At 72.5% G+C, this 18,462-nt stretch carries 16 protein-coding genes; 5 read left to right on the forward strand and 11 right to left on the reverse strand.

The genetic code is table 11. The features are described from left to right. Nucleotides 1-24 precede the first annotated feature (24 nt). From ACZ3YO_RS22565 to ACZ3YO_RS22575, 3 genes are all read right to left on the reverse strand, one after another. Nucleotides 25-420, reverse strand: a complete 396-nt coding sequence (locus tag ACZ3YO_RS22565; protein WP_465572029.1) for a hypothetical protein — start codon at nt 418-420, stop codon at nt 25-27. Between the two features lie 216 nt (nt 421-636). Next, nucleotides 637-1,752: an alpha/beta hydrolase gene (locus tag ACZ3YO_RS22570; RefSeq protein ID WP_465572032.1), complete on the reverse strand. Its 1,116-nt coding sequence runs from the start codon at nt 1,750-1,752 to the stop codon at nt 637-639. Nucleotides 1,753-1,832: 80 nt separating this feature from the next. After that, the gene (locus ACZ3YO_RS22575) at nt 1,833-2,654 is read right to left on the reverse strand and encodes a trypsin-like peptidase domain-containing protein (RefSeq protein ID WP_465572035.1); all 822 of its coding nucleotides are present in this window, start codon (nt 2,652-2,654) and stop codon (nt 1,833-1,835) included. 486 nt (nt 2,655-3,140) lie between these two features. Between ACZ3YO_RS22575 and ACZ3YO_RS22580 the strand changes: the two genes are divergently transcribed. Both ACZ3YO_RS22580 and ACZ3YO_RS22585 read left to right on the forward strand, forming a co-directional pair. Beyond that, complete coding sequence (locus ACZ3YO_RS22580; protein ID WP_465572037.1) at nt 3,141-5,738, forward strand: helix-turn-helix transcriptional regulator; 2,598 nt, start codon at nt 3,141-3,143, stop codon at nt 5,736-5,738. Between the two features lie 270 nt (nt 5,739-6,008). Continuing rightward, nucleotides 6,009-6,749: a dienelactone hydrolase family protein gene (locus tag ACZ3YO_RS22585; protein ID WP_465572040.1), complete on the forward strand. Its 741-nt coding sequence runs from the start codon at nt 6,009-6,011 to the stop codon at nt 6,747-6,749. Nucleotides 6,750-6,965: 216 nt separating this feature from the next. Here the strand turns inward: ACZ3YO_RS22585 and ACZ3YO_RS22590 are convergent, their stop codons facing one another. Next, complete coding sequence (locus ACZ3YO_RS22590; protein ID WP_465572043.1) at nt 6,966-7,817, reverse strand: class I SAM-dependent methyltransferase; 852 nt, start codon at nt 7,815-7,817, stop codon at nt 6,966-6,968. Between the two features lie 259 nt (nt 7,818-8,076). Here ACZ3YO_RS22590 and ACZ3YO_RS22595 point away from each other — a divergent pair, with 259 nt between their 5' ends. After that, nucleotides 8,077-9,456, forward strand: coding sequence for a condensation domain-containing protein (locus ACZ3YO_RS22595; RefSeq protein WP_465572048.1), 1,380 nt, complete (start codon nt 8,077-8,079; stop codon nt 9,454-9,456). Nucleotides 9,457-9,650: 194 nt separating this feature from the next. Here ACZ3YO_RS22595 and ACZ3YO_RS22600 read toward each other — a convergent pair whose 3' ends face one another. The 6 genes from ACZ3YO_RS22600 to ACZ3YO_RS22625 form a co-directional block, all read right to left on the reverse strand. Further along, nucleotides 9,651-11,177, reverse strand: a complete 1,527-nt coding sequence (locus tag ACZ3YO_RS22600; protein ID WP_465572051.1) for a M1 family metallopeptidase — start codon at nt 11,175-11,177, stop codon at nt 9,651-9,653. A 182-nt stretch (nt 11,178-11,359) separates the two neighbouring features. Continuing rightward, on the reverse strand, nt 11,360-12,232 hold the full coding sequence (locus ACZ3YO_RS22605) for a sulfurtransferase (RefSeq protein WP_396321001.1): 873 nt from the start codon (nt 12,230-12,232) through the stop codon (nt 11,360-11,362). A gap of 132 nt (nt 12,233-12,364) precedes the next feature. After that, nucleotides 12,365-13,444 (reverse strand): class I SAM-dependent methyltransferase, encoded by a 1,080-nt coding sequence (locus ACZ3YO_RS22610; RefSeq protein WP_465572055.1) that lies wholly within the window; start codon nt 13,442-13,444, stop codon nt 12,365-12,367. Between the two features lie 81 nt (nt 13,445-13,525). Next, the gene (locus ACZ3YO_RS22615; RefSeq protein ID WP_465572058.1) at nt 13,526-14,278 is read right to left on the reverse strand and encodes a family 20 glycosylhydrolase; all 753 of its coding nucleotides are present in this window, start codon (nt 14,276-14,278) and stop codon (nt 13,526-13,528) included. Between the two features lie 80 nt (nt 14,279-14,358). Beyond that, on the reverse strand, nt 14,359-14,685 hold the full coding sequence (locus tag ACZ3YO_RS22620) for a hypothetical protein (RefSeq protein ID WP_465572061.1): 327 nt from the start codon (nt 14,683-14,685) through the stop codon (nt 14,359-14,361). Between the two features lie 160 nt (nt 14,686-14,845). Beyond that, the gene (locus ACZ3YO_RS22625) at nt 14,846-15,451 is read right to left on the reverse strand and encodes a polysaccharide deacetylase family protein (protein ID WP_465572063.1); all 606 of its coding nucleotides are present in this window, start codon (nt 15,449-15,451) and stop codon (nt 14,846-14,848) included. Between the two features lie 475 nt (nt 15,452-15,926). Between ACZ3YO_RS22625 and ACZ3YO_RS22630 the strand changes: the two genes are divergently transcribed. Then, nucleotides 15,927-16,781 carry an SAM-dependent methyltransferase gene (locus ACZ3YO_RS22630; RefSeq protein WP_465572066.1) on the forward strand — a complete coding sequence of 285 codons (855 nt, stop codon included), beginning with the start codon at nt 15,927-15,929 and terminating at the stop codon, nt 16,779-16,781. Nucleotides 16,782-16,972: 191 nt separating this feature from the next. On the opposite strand, the gene ACZ3YO_RS22635 is transcribed toward ACZ3YO_RS22630, so the two are convergent. After that, the gene (locus ACZ3YO_RS22635) at nt 16,973-17,842 is read right to left on the reverse strand and encodes an Fpg/Nei family DNA glycosylase (protein ID WP_465572068.1); all 870 of its coding nucleotides are present in this window, start codon (nt 17,840-17,842) and stop codon (nt 16,973-16,975) included. A gap of 110 nt (nt 17,843-17,952) precedes the next feature. Between ACZ3YO_RS22635 and ACZ3YO_RS22640 the strand changes: the two genes are divergently transcribed. Beyond that, complete coding sequence (locus ACZ3YO_RS22640) at nt 17,953-18,426, forward strand: SRPBCC family protein (protein ID WP_465572070.1); 474 nt, start codon at nt 17,953-17,955, stop codon at nt 18,424-18,426. Nucleotides 18,427-18,462 lie beyond the last annotated feature (36 nt).

Here is an 18,462-nt window from a genome sequence, read left to right on the forward strand (position 1 = left end):
GTCTCCTCGCTTCGGTCGGGTGTGTCAGCCGAGCCCGACGATCTCCTGGCGGACTCGTGCCGCCTCGTCCGGCCGGCCGGCGGCGGCGAGCAGTTCGCCGAGCCGCGTCAGGGCTGCCTGCCGTTCGGCCTGGAACCGTCCCTGGCGCATCTCGGTGAGCCGGCGCCAGAGATCGGCGGCCGTCCGGGCCGGGTCGAGCGCCGCGGCGGGGCCGGCCTGGGCGGCCAGCGCCTCGCGGCTCCGGTCGGCCTCCTGGGCCTGCCGCAGCAGGGTCTGCGAGAGGTCCTCGACCGGGGCCGGCGCGGCGGCCTCCGCCCTGGCGACCCGCCTTCGACGGACCAGGACGCTGAGCCCTCCGACCAGTGCGATCAGCCCACCGCTGAGGGCACCCGAAACCAGCTTGTGCATCAGATCGTCCATGGAATCCTCGCTTCTTCGCAGCATCACAGCTCTGCGCGTTCGTCTGTCGTGTGTTCGTGCTTCGTACTCAGTGCTTCGTGCTCAGTGCTCAGTGCTTCGTGGGGCGGTGGGGCGGCCGCGGGGCGTTGGCCGTGGACCGTGGACGGGCGGCCCCCGACCGCCGCTCCGCGCGACGACGCGGAGCGGCGGTCGGGCGGAGGACCTCCGCCCGGCGGGTCAGCCCGCCGCGGCGAACGCGGCCCCGAGCCGGGGCACGTAGTCCGCGAGCGCGGGCGCCCAGCAGCCGTAGTTGTGGCCGCCGTTGCAACCGGGAGCCAGCGACGCCCCGTTGCCGTAGTCGACCAGGGTGCTGGGGAGCCCCAGCTGGTCGAGGCGGGCCTTGACGTTGGTGGAGGCGATCTCGGTGAAGTGGTCGATCGGCCCCTGGTTGCCGGTGTAGAGCGTGATTCCCGCACCGGTGAGCTTGGCCAGGTTGGCCTTGGCGGCGGGATCGACCTCCTTCCAGACGTGGTCCGCGTTGAAGACGGGGTACGGCGACCCGAAGATCGCGTCGCTGTCGACGTAGGGGCCGTAGCCGGTGCACTGTCCGGTGCCGGAGGGGGTGGAGGTGCTCAGCGCGCACCACGCGCCCGTGAGGTTGAGTTCGGTGGCCAGGACGGCCCCGCGGATCTCCGCCATTCCGAAGTCGATGCCACCGGAGAGTGCGGCCACCTGCCCGAACAGGTCGGGGCGGGCCTCCGCGTAGTGCAGCGCGCCGTAGCCGCCCATCGACAGGCCGACGATGCCCCGGTGGCTCCGGTCGGCGAGGGTGCGCAGGTTGGCGTCGATGAAGGGGACCACCTGGTTGAGGTGGAAGGTCTCCCAGTTCGCCGCGCCCAGGGCGGTGTTCTGCATGAGCCAGTCCGCGTACCAGCCCTTCAGGCCCCCGTCCGGGACGACCGTGATCATCGAGTCCGAGTGCAGGGCCGGCGCCGCCGCGGCATCGTCCACGTTGCCGCCACCGCCGTGCAGGAAGTACGCCACCGGCCAGCGTTTGCCGGGCTCGGCGGCGTAGCCGCTGGGCAGGAAGATCCGGATCCTGTGCCGGCCGGACACCTGTCCGGTGGTCACGGTGATCGTGAAGTCGGTGCCGGAGTGGACTTCGGTGGCGCCGGCGACCTGGGTCAGGCCGTAGCCGTCGGCGAAGACCGGAACACCGGGCGCCTCGGCCTGCGCGTCGGCGTGCGCGGCCGGCCCGGTGAAGGCGATCACCGTTGCCGCCAGCGCCGTCGCGGCGGCGGCGGTGGCGCGCATCGCGGCGCGCACGCGCGCACCGGACAGCAGGGATGTCATGAGGTTTCTCTCTCCGTGAGGGTGAGTCGGAGGGCGAGTCGGAGGTGAATCGCAGGGGAAGGCGCAGGGGCGGGCGGTGGTCAGCCGGCCAGGTGGAAGCCGGCGCCGACGCCGCCGTTGGCGTTCAGCTCGTCGATGATGCTCAGGATCGACGAACTGTGCTGGATGCCCCAGGCGTTGCCGACCAGCGTCGTGCCGGAGACGACCGGGGAGCCGGAGTCGCCGCCGTCGGTCCAGATCAGATGGGTGAACCAGATGCCGTTGGTGCCGATCCTCATGCCGCAGGTCAGACCGGTCCGGTGGCCCTCCTTGCACATGCGCGTCCCCACCGCCGGCGGGGCACCGATCGATTTGATGGTCACGCCGCCGACGGTGTCGGTGGCCGCCACCCGGCTCTCGTCCAGCTTGATCACCGCGTAGTCGAGCCCCTTGGGGCCGTTGTTGAGCAGGTTGTTGGGCGTACTGACGTACGTCACCTCGCCGATCGCCCCCGTCTCCAGGTCGGGCCGGCTGGCGGTGAGCGGTGCCGGGGAGAACGCCGTCCCGGCGGGCGAGGTGTCCCGGTACACCTGTGAGCCGACGAGCTTGTTGCCCTGGTCGTCGATGAAACAGTGGGCGTTGGTCAGCGCCACCAGGTTGCCGGCGTTGTCACGGCCGACGGCGGTGAGGGTGCAGACGTAGTAGCTCTGCGGGTTCTCCGGGCTCGGCGCCATGCGGAAGATGATGCCGGTGCCGCCGCCGATGGGCGTGCGCGTGTCCGCGGCGGAGGCGGTGGTGACGGTGGAGGCGGTGGTGACGGTGGTGGCGCGGGCGGCGGTCGCCGCGCCCGCGGACGGCGCGGTGGCGAGGGCCATTCCCGCCAGGACGGCGGCGAGACCGAGGGCACGTATTTCGCGAAGCATACGATCACTCTCCAATGTGGGGCCGAAAGCGGCGGGGCGCCGGTCGCGCCTCCGCCCGGACATCCGGCCGGCTCGGACGGAATTCGGTTGACGGAATCCGGTGTCAGCGGCGGCACGAAGCCGCGAGAATCAGCAGCAGAACGGCGATTCCCAGGACGGGCAGACATCCCGGGCCTCCGCCCGGGTCCCTGCGACCGGCCTCCACACTGCCCCCCGGAGGAATTCCGGGGTGCTGCTTGGCGTAGTGCAGGATCTGCTGCTCCTCGCTCTCCGCCCGGGGGAGCCACGCCGTCTTGTATCCGCACTCACCACACCAGTGGCGGTAGGCCATGTCGACTCCTCACTCCGGGTTGGACCGGCGACCGGACACCACCGATGGTGGCGTTCGCCCAGGTCGGAGGACAGGCCATGGCACCGGCCACATATGACCGGTGGTCACGATAGGCTCCTCGCAGGCCGTACTCGCGGGGGAAAGGGGGCGCCGACGTGGCGGATCAGCTCGGCACACTGTTGCGCCGGCTGCGCAAGCAGTCAGGGCTGACACAGGAACAGGTGGCGGAGCGGTCGGGAGTGAGCGTCCGCACCATCCGCAGACTGGAGACCGGAAAGTCCGCCGATCACCGACTGGGTACGGTCAATCTTCTGGCGGACGCCCTCGGCGTGGGGCCCGAGGATCGCCTGCTACTGGCGGCCACACTCGCGAACGCATCGTCAGATACGGCTCCCGAAACGATTTCCGGGCCTGTTCCCGATTCCACCCGCGACCCGGCTCCGGAATCCCCCGTCGATTCCGGGATGGTTTCCGACCCCGTTCCCTTTCCGTCCCCTTTCCCGCGGATTCCGGGCGCACTCGCCGAGGCGACCGCGGAACTGGCGACGGAAGTCAGGCGCCGCTGGCAGATCGAGGAGGAGCAACGCCGCGTCCACGATCCGTTTCCGTTACCGGTGCGCTGGCGACCCGCTCCCGCGGGGCTGACGGACCACGCGGAGAACATCCAGCGCCTTCCCCCCGGGTCCGCGTCCGACGGGGTGGACCTCAGCGGTGATCTGCGCGCGGTGGCCGAGGTCTACCGGCGGATCCCGTCCGGGCGGCTCGTGGTGCTGGGCCGGGGCGGGTCGGGGAAGTCCATCCTGACGATCAGGTTCGTCCTCGACCTCCTGGCCGGCCCGGCCGTCGCCGACCGGGTGCCGGTGATCTTCAGCCTCGGGTCCTGGGACCCGACGGCCACCGCGCTCCGCGACTGGCTGATCGACCTGCTGCTGCGCGACCACCCCCACCTGGTCCAGCGCGTCCCCAGCGGTTCGACGCTGGCCGCCGCGCTGGTCGACGCCGACCTGGTCCTGCCGGTGCTGGACGGCTTCGACGAGATCGCCGAAGGCTTGCGGCCGCACGCGCTGGAGGCGCTCAACGCCACCTCGATGCCGCTCGTGCTGACCAGCCGCCGCGGGGAGTTCGCCGAGGCGGTGCACGCGGCGGGGACCCCGCTGGTCTGGGCGGCCGGCGTCGAACTCGTCGACCTCACGCCCGGCGACCTCACGGACTACCTGCCCCGCACCTCCCGCCCCGTCACCACCCGGGGAACCGGCCCGGACACCTCCCTCGGAGACGGGAACGGGTCCGGGAACGTCTGGGACGCCGTGCTGGAGGCGCTGCGCAGGCAGGACACCCCCGCTAGCCGCAACCTCGCCGCCGTCCTGAGCACCCCGCTGATGGTCATCCTGGCGCGGACGCTCTACAGCGAGAACGCCGACGCCGACCCGGCCGAACTGCTGGACACCACCCGCTTCCCCACCCGGCACTCGCTCGAGGAGCACCTGCTGGCGGGCTTCGTGCCCACGGTCTACCGGCGTCTCGCCCCCGTACGGGCCACCGGCGGCCCCCCGCGCAGGCGGCCCGACCACGACTCGGACCCCGGGTCCGAACGGGTCCGGCGCTGGCTCGGTCACCTCGCCCACCACCTGGCCCGGCTCCCCGACCTCGACCAGCAGGACCTCGCCTGGTGGAAGATCGGCGACTCGCTGAGGCCGTCGACGCGCCTCCTCGCCGTCATGCTGACCTGCGCGCTGTCCGTCACCCTCGCCGAGTGGTCCGTCGGCCTGATCGCCCACCAGTTCGGCTCGGTTCTCGCGGCGGACCTCGACGGGATCGTCCTGGAAGGCTCCCTGATGGGACCGATCGCGGGCCTGGCCTTCGGATCCGTCTACTGGCTCATCGCGAGGTTCGGCAGCACCGCCTTCGCACCGTCCCAGGTCCGGCTACGAATGCCCGGCAACCACACCCGCGTCGGCCGCGGACCGATGCGCACCTTCACCTCCCGGTTCGGGACGGTGCTGCTGGGCGGGTTCGTGATGGGCGTCGGCTGTGCCGGCGCCATCACGCTGGAACGCGCGCTGAACAACAGGGTCTCGCTCGCCGACGGCGCGGTGATCGAGGGCACGCTCATCAACATGCTGGCCTTCGGACTGATCTTCGGTTCGGCGGCCGGCCTCGTCTTCGGACTGATGGCCGCACTCGAGGCGCCCCTGGACATCGCCTCCGCCGCGACCCCGGCCGGCCTGCTGTCCGCCAACCGCACGACGGTGGGCCGGCAGGTCCTCGTCCTCGTACCTGCGCTCACCCTCGCGATCGCCCTCGGCGGCCGCCTCGTCATCGAGCTGCTGCAACCGCTCCTGGGGCCGATGAACTGGCCGCTGTCGGACGGCCTCTTCATCGGAGTGGTCGGCGGGCTCGGCGGCACCTTCTCCTACGCCCTCGGGTTCACCGCCTGGGGTCAGTGGGTGGTCTTCTGCCGCATCTGGCTGCCCGCGACCGGCAACCTCCCCCGGGACACGGCCGCCTTCCTGGACGACGCCTACCGCCGGGGAGTGCTCCGCCAGACCGGCGCGGTCTACCAGTTCCGCCACAGCCGCCTCCAGCACCACCTCGGCGACGCCTACCGCCTGCATCACGCGCACTACGCCCCGGCCACCTTCACCGCATCGACGTCGACGCCCCTTCCGCCGCCCCGGGGCGGGGACGCGCCCGACGCCGGTGCGGCGCGGCTGCGGACGGGCGAGGCCGCGACCCGGACCGACTCCCCGTGACCCCGCCGTCATTCGGACGGATGATGCCGGTGCCGGGCGCGCCCTACCCTGTGCGTCGTGTCTCCGTGGCCTCCGGCCACGGGAGGCCCGCAAAAACCGTTAGGCGGCGGAGGCGACCGCTGCTACATTTCCGGAGGCCGTGCAAGAGACCGAGGAGGTGGTACCCGTGAACGCAGTATCGACATGGGTGCTCCCCTCCGGGGTCACGGTCGGGCGATAGAAAAGGTCGTCCGGGAGCGCCGTTGCAGTGCACTCCCGAAAGGCACGACCATGCATGTCACTTCTGAGCAGCGCCTCGACGACGGCGTACTCGAACGCACCTTCAGCCTCGGTGAGATCCCCGGCATCCTGTGGACACCCGCATCGGCATCCGCATCCGCGCCGGCGCCGCTGATCCTGCTCGGCCACCCTCCCCTCGGGCTGCGCATGATGTACCCCCGGCTGGTGGCCCGGGCCCGGCAGTCCGCGGCGGATGGCTTCGCCACGGCCACCATCGAGCTCCCCGGAAGCGGCGACCGGCCCCGGTGGGCCGCCATCGAGCAGGCCCGCGCCGACCTGCGCCGGGCGATCGAGGCCGGCGAGCCGGTCACCGACGAGATCGTCGACGCTCTCGTCCTCCCGCTGGTCGAAAAGGCGGTCCCGGAATGGCAGGCCACCCTGGACGCCCTGCTCGAGCTGCCCGAGATCGGCGGCCCGGTCGGATACTCGGGGGGAGTGATCTCCATCGGCATCCGGCTGGCGGCGGTCGAGCCGCGCATCGCGGCCGCCGTTCTGTTCGCCGGGAGTTTCGTGCCTCGCGCCATGTTCGAGGAGGCCCGCCAGGTCACCGTTCCGCTGCACGTCCTGCTGCAGTGGGACGACGAGGGGAACGACCGGCAGGCGGCCCTGGACCTGTTCGACGCGTTCGGCTCCGAGGAGAAGTCCCTGAACGCCAACATGGGCGGGCACACCGGCGTCCCGCAGTTCGCGGGGGACGCCGCGGCCCAGTTCTTCACCCGCCATCTGAAGTGAGGCCGGGCCGTCGGACCGGCGGCAGGCGGTAGCTGATGCCGGCCGGCACGCCGCTCATCGAGGACGGGCCGGCCCTCCGCAGCTCCCTGCACCGTGGGCCCCTGCCGAACTCCCGGCAGGGCCCACGGTGTCTGACGTCACTGTCCGTTCGGTTACTGCAGAGCTTCGGGTGCTGCCCGAACCCGGGGTCGATCATCCGGGGAACCGGGAGGCTCTCTACCGGCGGACCGCCGAGATCAGTCCGCCGGGCTGCTCCTCGCGCTGCGGCGGGTTGCCGATCGGGCGGCCGTAGGCGGCAGCGCGCTCACGCAGGGTGTGGCTGTCGGCCTCCCAACCGTGCCCGGCCAGCCAGCCCACCGGGTCGTCGGGCATCTCCGAGATCCACATGGACGCCGCCGATCCCGGCGCGGCGTCCGCACCGAAGCGCTCGATCACGCCGCGCGAGCCCAATGTCAGCCCCATCCGACTACCTGGCGCGGACTGCGTACTGATCCGGGCCATCAGCAGCTCCACCGCATCCTGGGGCAGGTAGATCAGTAGTCCTTCGGCGATCCACGCGGTCGGCACGGCCGGATCGTGCCCGGCGGCGGCCAGCGCGCCCGGCCAGTCCTCCCGCAGATCCACCGCGACCGTGATCCGCTCGCAGCGCGCGACGGCCCGCTCCTGGCGCAGTACGGCAGCCTTGAAGTCCAGTGGAGCGGCGGTGTCGACCTCGAACAGCCGGGTGCCCTCGGGCCAGTCCATCCGGAAGGCCCGGCTGTCCATGCCGGCGCCGAGCAGCACGACCTGCCGGACCCCGGACGCGGAGGCCTGCTGCAACAGGTCGTCGAGGAACTTCGTCCTGATGACGATGGAGAACGACACGGCCAGCCGGCGGCGGCGCGCGGCCTCGTCGTCGGGAAGCGGCGGCGAGGAGGGCCACAGGCCGCCGGCGGTGGCGAAGGCCCGTGCCAGTGGGTCGCGGAACAGCGCGTTCTCCCGCTCGGTCTCCAGCGCCCGCACCCTGGCCACCCCCACCGCCGTGGCCCACACTCCCGACGGCTGCACCCACTCCTGCTCATCAGTCACCGCGCCAGCCTAGGTGTGGACGCGCGTGAACCGCCACGGCACGGGCCCGCAGCCGGGTCGGCCGGCGACCGGCGGCCTCCTCGGCGTCCAACGGCGGTAGCGGACGGCCGTGTTCCGAGGCTCGACGCGACCTGGGCGGTGCGCCAGACTCTTGCCCCGGCAGCACACGCGTTCCCGCCGCACCTCCCGCCCCGCCCGGACGCGCGACGCATCACGCGGCACGCGCCGAGCCCGGAACCGCACATCGGAGAGCCACACGGTGACCACGAGTCAGCAGCTGGAGATCACCTTCTCGTCCGGCCGGTCAGGCACCGGACCGGCCACCTGGGGCCAGCAGGCCATCTGGGACGCCGTCGGCCGGCTCGCGCCCGCCGACGCGCCGCGCTACAACATCACGACGGCGGCACCACTGGACCCGGGCCTGCCGGTGCCGGTCGTCCTCGAGGCGCTCGCGAACCTGATCCACCTGCACGACTCCCTCCACACCAGGCTCCACACGGACGGCGAGGGCCGGCTGCGGCAGACCGTCGACCCGGACGGCCGGCTGCCCGTGCACACCCGCCAGAGCGACGGCGGAGCGGCCGAACTCGCCGCCGCCGGTGCGGCCTTGCACGACGAACTGGCCGCGCTGCCGTTCGACTGCGCCACCGCGTGGCCGATCCGGGTGGGCCTGGTCGTGGCGGGCGGCCTCGTCCGGCACCTGTCGCTCGTCCTGTCGCACACGGCGGTGGACGGCGCGGGCATGGGCCGGCTGGTGATGGACCTCACCGAGCTGTCGCTGGGCGGGTCCGTCGAGACGATCAGGGCCGGCCGCCCTGCCCAGCAGCCCTTGGAGGAAGCCGAGTTCCAGCATTCCGAGCGCGGCCGACGGCGCGACGCCAACGCCCGCGCGCACGTTCTGCGCAAACTGCGCTCGGGCCCGCCGCGCCTCTTCCCGCCCGCCCGGAACGACGAGCCGCAGCCGTTCCCGAACGCCGTGCTCAGCTCCCCCGCGCTGCTCCGGGCGGTCGAACTCGTCGCGGCCGGCCACCGGGTGAGCACCTCCTCGGTGCTGCTCGCCGCGACGGCGGTGATGACGGCCCGGCTCGCCGGCTCGTCCGACGCCGTGCTCCAGATCGTCGTCAACAACCGCTTCCTGCCGGGCCTCGCGGGCGCCGTGAGCGTGGTGGCCGGCGACGGGATCCTCCATCTGCCGGACGTGGACGGCGAGTTCGGCGCGGCCGTCCGCCGTGCGCACGCCGCGTCGATCGCCACCTACCGGCACGCCTACTACAACAAGCGGCTGCTGGACGAGGAGATCGCCCGGCTGACCGCCGAGCACGGCCCGACGGCCGACCGTTCGTGCGTCTTCAACGACACCCGCGACCTGGTCCCGCCGGCGATCACCGGGCCGGGAGCCACCGCCGCCCCCGGCGGCCCGCTCGACACCACCCGCACCACCCTCGGCCGGCCGAAGGAGTTCGAGCCGCGCCCCGGGCTCACCTACGCCCTCGACGCGCTCCGGACCGCGGACGCGCTCCAGCTGGCGATGACGGCCGACGGCTCGGTGCTCCCCCGCCCCCGGATGGAACGTTTCCTCTACGGCATCGAGGAACTGGTCGTCACCGAGGCGCGCACCCTGGCCACCACCAACCCCTGACCGCCGGCCCTTTTCACCGGCCACCGCCCTGCAGACAGGCCCGGGCAACGGCGTGGCCCGGCCGCCCGCACCCAGCGCCCGGCCGGGCCACGCCCGTCACCTCATGTCACTCCACACCACGTCACCAGGTCACCGCACCCGGTCAGCGCCCGTGTGCAGCTCCGAGTGCTCGCGCCAGTGCTCGCGTGCACCCGTCAGTGCGCGTGGTCGTGCAGCGAGTTGGTCTCCTGGATCTTCTTCCACGACTTCGGCTCCTGCACCGTCGCCTTGGCACTCGGCGCCAGGCCCGCCGTGCCCGTCGCCCCCGCCGCCGGAACGCCCGCCGACGACACCGACGGCTTCGAGGCCGTGAACAGCCAGGTGGTGAAGAGGTCCGCGAGCGGCTTCCCGGAGATCCGCTCGGCGTACGCCTGGAACTGCTGGATGGTGGCGTTGCCGTACTTGCGCTCGGCCGGCCACCCCTTCAGGATCTGGAAGAACTTCTCGTCCCCGACGGCGTTGCGCAGCGCCTGGATCGCCACCGCGCCCCGGTCGTAGACGGCGCCGGCGAACTGGTGGTCCGCCCCGGGGTCGCCGGGCTTGACGCTCCAGAAGGCGTTCTCGGCCGGGTAGGAGGTGTAGACATAGTCGGCGAGTTCCTGCGCCGTGCCCTCGTTCTCGTGCTCGGACCAGAGCCACTGCGAGTAGCGGGCGAAGCCCTCGTTGAGCCAGATGTCGCTCCAGCGCTGGACGGAGACGCTGTCGCCGTACCACTGGTGGGCCAGCTCGTGGACGACGACGGACGTGTTGGCGCCGCGGGAGAACTGCGCGGGGCTGTAGAAGATCTGGGTCTGGGTCTCCAGGGCGTAGCCCGTGGGCACGTTGGGGACGTAGCCGCCGACCGAGTCGAACGGGTACGCCCCGAAGTAGCCGCTCAGCCAGTCGACCAGTTCGCCGGTGCGCTCGACGCTGGCACGCGCGGCGCCGTCGTTGTCGCCGAGGTCCTTGCTGTAGGCGGTGACGACCGGGATCCCGCCCGGTGTGGTGTCGGTCCGGACGTCGAACCTGCCGATCGCGAGCGTGGCCAGATAGGTCGCCTGCGGCTTGGTCTGGCGCCAGTTGTAGCGGGTCCAGCCGGCCCGGGAGCTCTGCCCGGTGAGGAGGCCGTTGCTGATGGCCTGGGTGCCGTCGGGCACCAGGACGGAGACGTCGTAGGTGGCCTTGTCGGTGGGGTGGTCGTTGCTCGGGAACCACCAGGCCGATCCCTCGGGCTCGTTGGCCGCGATGCCGCCGTCGGGGGTGCGCAGCCAGGCGGAGTAGCCGCCGCGCTCCACTTCGCCGGGCTTGTCGGCGTAGCGGACGACGACGGTCACGGCGCTGCCCTTGGTGAGCGGCCGGGCGGGGGTGATCTCCAGCTCCGACTCACCGGTACTGGCGAACTTCGCGGTCCGGCCGTTGACCAGCACCTCCTTGACGCCGAGCACGAAGTCCAGGTTGAAGCGGGAGAGGTCCTGGGTGGCGGTGGCCAGGATGGTGGCGGTGCCTTCCAGTTCGTCGGTGACGGGCTGGTATTTGAGGCGGATGTCGTAGTGCGAGACGTCGTATCCGCCATTGCCGGCGTTGGGGTAGTACGGGTCTCCGATGCCCGCCGCGCCGGGGCCGATCTGCGCGGCGGAGGCGGGCACGGTCAGGAGCAGGGCGAGCGCGCCTGCGGCGGCAGAGACGATCAGCCTCTTGCGCACGGTGGTCCTCCAGGGTCACTGGGACAGTGGGTCGCATCGATCCCTGTCCCGGTGAGCCTGGGCCCACTCCTGCCCGATGAAATGTTCATGAGAAGAAACAGGCCGAAATGGAGCCGCCGCGCCCCCGTCATGCCGCGAACACGCCGCCCCGGCCCCCGGGCCTCACGCCCCCGACCCTCGCCTCACGCCCCCAGCGCCACCGGCGCCCGCACCAGCGAGCCGTACTCCGTCCACGACCCGTCGTAGTTCTTCACGTGCGGGTACCCGAGCAGCTCGGTCAGCGCGAACCAGGTGTGCGCCGAGCGCTCCCCGATCCGGCAGTACGCGATCACCTCGCGTTCGGCCTCCACACCCTGCCCGCCGTACAGCGCGCGCAGTTCGTCCGCCGAGCGGAAGGTGCCGTCGTCGTTGGCCGCCTGCGACCACGGGATGTTCACCGCGCCGGGGATGTGGCCCGGCACCTGCGCCTGCTCCTGCGGCAGGTGCGGCGGCGCCAGCGCCTCGCCCCGGTACTCGGCCGGGGAGCGGACGTCGACCAGCACGGAGTCCGAGCCGGGCTTGGCGAACACCTCCGCCTTGGCCAGCACCTCGTCGCGCAGCGCCCGCACCTCGGGGTGCTCGGGGCCCGCTAGCCGGTAGGCGCTGTGCTGGTAGTCCATCACCTCCTCGGTGAGCTCCCGCTCCTCCAGCTCCCACTTCTTCCGCCCGCCGTCGAGCAGCTTCACCGGCCCGTAGCCGCGCAGCCGCAGCAGCCAGTAGGCGTAGGCGGCGAACCAGTTGTTGTTCCCGCCGTACAGCACCACGGTGGTGTCGTCCTCCACCCCGGCCGCCCGCAGCAGGTGCTGCATGCCGTCGCGGTCGGTGTAGTCGCGCCCCACCCGGCTGTGCAGGTCGGTGGTCCAGTTCCAGCCGACCGCGCCGGGGATGTGCCCCTGTTCGTACGCGGTGGTGTCCTCGTCCACCTCGACGACGCGGATCGTGCCGTCGTCCAGGTGCCGGGCCAGCCATTCGGTGGGGACCAGCGCCTCGGGGTGTGCGTAGCCGTTGCCGGTCATCGCCGCCCTCCTTCGCTCGGACTCTTCGAACCTACGTCCGACCTTCCGCCCCGGCCACCCGCACCGGGGCTGCCCCGCCGGCCCGCCCTGCCGGGGCCCGCCACGGCCCCGGAGCGGCCCGGACGCGGCCGCCTACGCCCCGGCACCGTCCAACCGCGCCAGGTAGTACACGTTGAGCACGTCCCCCTCCACCTGCGCGGTCTCCACCGAGCCGAACCCGGCCTCGGCCAGCATCCGCCGGGCCGTCTGCTCCCCCCAGACCGTCCCCAGCCCCGCGCCGCCCTCGCCGAGCGAGACCGTCATGCAGTAGAAGGTCGAGAAGGTGTAGAGCGCCGGCGCGAGCGGGTGGTCGATGTTCTCCTCCAGCCGGCTGCTGGCGGCGATGTCGCCCATCAGGAAGACGCCGTCGGGCCGCAGCACGCCTGCGACGGCGGCCAGCGTCTCGGCCGGGCGGGCCAGGTCGTGGATCACGTCGAAGGCGGTGACCAGGTCATAGGAGCCGGTCAGCCCGGCCGAGTCGGCGACCTCGAAGCGCGCGTTGGACAGGCCCAGCGCCTCGGCCTCGGCCCGGGCGGCGGCGATGCCCGTCTCGGAGATGTCGACGCCGGTGAACCGGCCGGCCGGGAAGGCCCGGGCCAGCAGGTTGACGACGTGCCCCTGCCCGGTGCCGATGTCGAGCGCGTCGGCCCCGGCGCGGAGCCGCTCCGGCAGCCCGGGCACGAGCGGGACGATCCCGTCCACCAGGGCCAGGTCGTAGACCCGCCCGGACTCCTCGGCCTGGAGCTCCTGGAACCGCGGGTACGCCGAGTACGGCATCCCGCCGCCCTTGCGGAAGCACTCGACGAGGCGCTGCTCGACCTCGCCCATCAACGCGAGGTACTGCATCATCCCGGCCAGGTTCTCCGGCCCGGCAGCCCGGGTCAGCGCGGCGGCGTGCTCGGGCGGCAGCAGGTAGGTGCCGTGTCCGGGGTCGTACTCGACGATCCCGCCGACCACCATCGCGCCGAGCCACTCGCGGACGTAGCGTTCGTCGAGCCCGGCGGCGCGGGCGACCTCCGCACTGGTCGACGGGGCAAGGCCGGCCATGGTGTCGAACAGGTTGGTCTGGTGGCCGATGCTGGCCATGAATCCCAGGCAGGCGTCGTTCAGCACCTGCACGATCCGACCCGCGAACTCCTCCTGTTCCACCGGGTCCGGCTCCCGTACGGACATCGTTCCTCCTCCGCCTCCGGGACCAGCGTGAACCCTCCCCTCCTCACGCTACGCCGCTGCACCCGGCCCGCCCCAGACCCGCTATCCGGCCGGCCCGCCCGTGGCCGGCCAGGGGACCTCCCGGCGCTTCTCATACGCGTACCCGGCCCCGTCCCACCGCGCGCCCTCCTCGGCGAGCCGCTGCCTGAACCGCCCCCAGTCGTGGCCCGACTTCGGTGACCAGCCCAGCTCGGCGAGGGCGGGCAGCCGGGGCAGCAGCATCAGGTCCAGCTCGTGCGGAGTGGCGAGGGTCTCGGTCCAGAGCGGTGCCTCCACGCCGAGGACCGCTCCGGCCGGTAGCCGGACCAGGGTGTCCGGGTCCCAGGAGTAGGCGGACCGGACGTCGACCGTCCCGGCCCAGACCAGTCCGAGCGGATAGGAGGCGTCGTACTTCATGTCGAGGTACGTCCGCCCGGCCGGGGACATGATCACCTTCGCGCCGCGCTCGGCGGCCTCCCGCAGCTCCGCCTCCCGCCCGCCCGTGCCGTCCCAGTACTGGAGCAGCCCGATGCCGCCGGGCGCGGTCTGGTTCCAGCCGACCGGGGTCCTCCCGGCCGCGGTCACCTGGGCACCCACCCGCCGGACGAACTCCCGGTAGGCCTCCGGGGAGACCTTCTCCACCTCGTCGCCGCCGATGTGCAGGCGCGGCCCGGCGGGCGCCGGCCGGGCGGCGGGGGTGTCCTCCGACCCGAGCGCGTGGTGGACGCCGAAGCCGGCCGCGGCGAGCAGCAGCGCGGTGAGGACGGTCAGCGGTCCGCCGGACCGGGCGGACAGCCCGGCGATTCGTGTCGGCAAGGCCTCTCCAGCTGTCGGTTCACCGGAATGGTCTCAACCAATCGCCGAACTGTCGCGCCCTTCGGCGGAATCGGTCCGGCTCAGGAGAAGACGACGGACCGCAGCTTGAGCCTGTCGCCGAGCTTCTTGCCCGGGTTCATGACGTAGAAGACGTCGCCCTCGCAGTGGAAGTCGCGGAAGACGGTGGCGGTCGAGGTGGTGAGGTTCTGGGGCGCGAACCCCGGCGCCGTCTCCGTCGTCCACGGAAGGTCGATGCACCGGCCGCTCGCCGGGTCGGCCAGACCGGTCTCCACGCCGGGGCCGACCTTGTAGAGGAAGTCGCCGGTTGCCGCGTCGGCGGAGGCGGGGACGGCGAGGACGAGGGCGATGGCGCTGGCGGCGGCGAGCGTGGCGTTGCGGAGACGCATGGGGTGGGGCCTTTCGGGGCGGTACGCGGTGGTGCCGGGGACATTGATGCGAGATCACCCTAGAAGCCCAAAATCCGCAGAAACGGTTCTCCCAATCCACTCTTTTGAGTGGTTTAGCCGGAAACGCCGCTACCTGCCACCCCTTTCTCCGCGGCCGAACTCACCCCGGCGGGGCGGTGAAGTAGTACCCCGAATCGATCAGCACCGGCAGGTACGTCTTGAGCGCGGCCACCGTCTGCGAACGGTCTCCGCCGCCGTCGTGGTTGAGCACGATCGCACCCGGGCGGACGTCCTTGAGGATCCGGTCGGTGATCACCGCCGTACCGGGCCGGGCCCAGTCCCTCGGGTCCACCGACCAGGCCATGTTCCGCATCCCTAGGGCGGCGCTCACCTTGAGCGACGCCGTGGACCAGTCACCGCCCGGCGCACGGAACCAGGTGGGCGGCTTCCCGGTGGTCCGGTTCAGCAGCTCCGAGGTGCGCTCCAGCTCGTCCCGCACCTTGGCCTCCGACAGCTGCCGCAGATCGGGGTGGGTCCAGGTGTGGTTGGCGATGTGGTGGCCGCGGGCGGCGATCTCCCGGACCAGTGCGGGGTGTTCGACGGCGTTCTCCCCGATCAGGAAGAAGGTGGCGCGGATCCCGTACTGCTCCAGCAGGGCCAGCACGGTGGGGGTGTGCCGCGGATCCGGACCGTCGTCGATGGTGAGGGCCACCACCCGCCGCCCGGCGTCCAGCTCGTACACCGGCCTGCTCTCGAGCTCCGTCACCTTTCGCGGCGCGGCCGCCGGTGAGCCGGAGGCGACGGCGGGAGCGGCGGGAGCGGCGGGAGGAGGAGTGGAGGGGCCGGCAGAGGGGGCGGCGGAGGCCGACGGCGACGCCGGGCTCGGAGCGGCGCCCAGCGCCTCGGGCGCCCCGCCGGCCGCCCCGGCACTCGGCGCACCGCCCCCGGGCCCGTCGGATCCCCGGCAGCCGGCGAGCCCGAGCAGCGACATCCCGGCCGCGACCAGGAGCAATCTACGCGAAGTAATCTGACGATCAGACAGCATGATCGATGCATCCCCCGCGGACCGTCGCGCCTCCCACCGGCAACCCCGACGGCTCCCAGTGCCACCCCGACGGCCCAAGCGCACACCCGCCCGGGATGCCGTCCGCCCAGAACCCTGCAGCGCACACCCGCGACCGCTCCAGGACCGCTACGCTGACGTCCCTCAGTGTGATGATCCGTCTTCAGAGGACGTGGCCATGACGACAAGTCAGGACTTCTCCGACCAGCCCGGGCACGACGAGGCCGTGCCGAGCGAGTGGGAGCGCCTCGGCGTCGACACCAGTGCTCCGCACTCCGCCCGCGTGTACGACTACTGGCTGGGCGGAAAGACCAACTTCCCTCCGGACCGCGCCATGGGCCGGGCCATCGAGGAGGCCGTCCCGAGCGTCAGGGCGATGGCCAAGGAGAACCGGGCGTTCCAGGGCCGCGCCGTCCGCCACCTGGCCGAGCAGCAGGGCATCCGCCAGTTCCTCGACCTCGGCACCGGCATCCCCACCTCGCCGAACACCCACGAGATCGCCGAGGCGGTCAGCCCCGGCACCCGCGTGGTCTACGTCGACAACGACCCGATCGTGCTGGCCCACGCGCGGGCGCTGATGGTCTCCACCCCGGCCAGCCGCACCACCTACATCCACGCCGACCTGGGCAAGCCCGCCGAACTGCTGGCCCACCCGGCGCTCACCTCCACGCTGGACCCCGGCCGGCCGGTCGGCCTGCTGATGATCGCCGTGCTGATGCTGATCGCCGACGAGGACGACCCGTGGGGCAAGGTCGCCGCACTGCGCGACGCGCTGCCCTCCGGCAGCTGCCTCGCGCTCACCCACCCGACCCAGGACTTCGATCCGGAGAGCGTCGCCAAGGTCGCCGAGGCCGCCCGGGCCGGCGGGATGACGCTCGTCCCGCGTACCCGCGACGAGGTGGCCCGGTTCTTCGACGGCTGGGAGCTGATCGAGCCCGGCGTCGCCCCCGTCATGGCGTGGCACCCGGACGGCGAGCCACCGGCCGACCCGCACGCGGCGTACTACTGGGGCGGCGTCGCCCGCAAGCCGTAGTGGTCGGCTCCGGAAGTCCTTCGGGGATTGATCAGGCTGCCAGCAGCGAGCCGTCACGCTCCTGCCGGGTGCGTGACGCCGGGCACGGCCGGCCGGACGGGACCTGGACGCTGCACGCCTCCGCCGGGGGCCGAGCCCTTCGGCCCCCGGCACCGCAGCGCTCCACCGGCGGCGCGCCGCCTCCGGCCGGCCTACTTCAGCAGCCGCGACAGCCGGCGGTCGGCGAGCGGCTTGCCGCCGGTCTGGCAGGTCGGGCAGTACTGCAGCGAGGAGTCGGCGAACGACACCTCGCGCACGGTGTCCCCGCAGACCGGGCACGGCTGCCCGGTGCGGCCGTGCACCCGCAGACCGAGCTTCTTCTCCGCCTTCAGCTCCCCAGCCGCCAGCCCGCGCGAGCGCTCCACCGCGTCCCGCAGGGTGCTGCCGAGCGCCTCGTACAGCCGGGCCGTCTCCTCCCCGGTCAGACTCGACGCCAGCTTGTACGGGGACATCCGGGCCGCGTGCAGCACCTCGTCCGAGTAGGCGTTGCCGACTCCGGCCAGGACGCTCTGGTCCCGCAGCACGCCCTTCATCCTGCGCCGCTCGCCGTGCAGCAGCGCGGTGAACGCCTCCAGGGTGAACGACGGGTCCAGCGGGTCGGGGCCGAGCCGGGCCACGCCGGGGACCTCCGCCGGGTCCTGCACGACGTACACCGCGAGGCCCTTCTTCGTGCCCGCCTCGGTGAGGTCGAAGCCGTCCCCGGCGTCGCCCTCCAGCCGCACCCGCAGGGCGAGCGGGTTCCTGCCGCCCGGGCGCGGGGGCTCGGCGGGCAGGCTCTCCTTCCAGCGCAGCCAGCCGGCCCGGGCCAGGTGGACGACGAGGTGGAGGCCGCCCGCCTCGATGTCGAGGAACTTGCCGTGCCGGGTGACCGGGCCGACCCTCCGACCCTCCAGCGCCGTCACCGGCGGGTCGTAGGTCTTAAGCGCGCTGATCGCCACCGGCTGCACCCGGGCGATCACCCGCCCGGTCAGCCGCTCGGACAGGAACGCGGTGAGGGCCTCGACCTCGGGCAGCTCCGGCATGCGCCCAGTCTCGCGCAGCACCCCTTCCTTTGCCTGTCCACCACCGGGAGGCGCAGGCTGGAGGTGCCCCGCGCCCGCAGCGCGACCGGCCTAGGAGGTCCGTCCCCGCGATGAGCACGCTCGAGGAACAGATCGACATCGACGCCCCGGTGCTGGCGGCCTGGGATCAGCTGCACCGGGTCCACGACTACCCGCGCTTCGTGGGCGGTGTGCGCAGCGCCCACCCGCACGGCCGTAACCTCGCGCACCTCGGGGTGGAGATCGCCGGCACCCCCCGCGACGTCGAGACCGAGATCACCGACCACGGCCGCGGCCGGGTGATGGCCTGGCGGACGCTGGACGGCCTGGACCTGCACGGCGCCTTCGCCCTGCTCCCGCTCGACCGGCAGCACACCAGGCTGCAGATCCGCATCGAGTACGACCCGGAGGCGGTGCACGAGGTGTTCGGCGGGCCGCGCGGCTTCGCCCTCGCCGGGGCGGTCGAGCGCGTCGTCCGGGCCGACCTGGAGCTCTTCCGGCAGCTGGTCGAGACCCGGGTCGCGGCCGCCCAGCCCGCGCACCCCGAACCCGTAAAGGACACATAAGCCCAGTTCAGGGGCGGTGGTGAGGATCCCCACAGC

Source organism: Kitasatospora sp. NPDC022785 (genome assembly GCF_055561295.1).

Coding starts and splice junctions, on each gene's coding strand:
- ACZ3YO_RS22565 (WP_465572029.1), bottom strand. CDS start 420: ATGGACGATCTGATGCACAAGCTGGTTTCGGGTGCCCTCAGCGGTGGG.
- ACZ3YO_RS22570 (WP_465572032.1), bottom strand. CDS start 1,752: ATGACATCCCTGCTGTCCGGTGCGCGCGTGCGCGCCGCGATGCGCGCC.
- ACZ3YO_RS22575 (WP_465572035.1), bottom strand. CDS start 2,654: ATGCTTCGCGAAATACGTGCCCTCGGTCTCGCCGCCGTCCTGGCGGGA.
- ACZ3YO_RS22585 (WP_465572040.1), top strand. CDS start 6,009: ATGCATGTCACTTCTGAGCAGCGCCTCGACGACGGCGTACTCGAACGC.
- ACZ3YO_RS22605 (WP_396321001.1), bottom strand. CDS start 12,232: ATGACCGGCAACGGCTACGCACACCCCGAGGCGCTGGTCCCCACCGAA.
- ACZ3YO_RS22610 (WP_465572055.1), bottom strand. CDS start 13,444: ATGTCCGTACGGGAGCCGGACCCGGTGGAACAGGAGGAGTTCGCGGGT.
- ACZ3YO_RS22620 (WP_465572061.1), bottom strand. CDS start 14,685: ATGCGTCTCCGCAACGCCACGCTCGCCGCCGCCAGCGCCATCGCCCTC.
- ACZ3YO_RS22630 (WP_465572066.1), top strand. CDS start 15,927: ATGACGACAAGTCAGGACTTCTCCGACCAGCCCGGGCACGACGAGGCC.
- ACZ3YO_RS22635 (WP_465572068.1), bottom strand. CDS start 17,842: ATGCCGGAGCTGCCCGAGGTCGAGGCCCTCACCGCGTTCCTGTCCGAG.
- ACZ3YO_RS22640 (WP_465572070.1), top strand. CDS start 17,953: ATGAGCACGCTCGAGGAACAGATCGACATCGACGCCCCGGTGCTGGCG.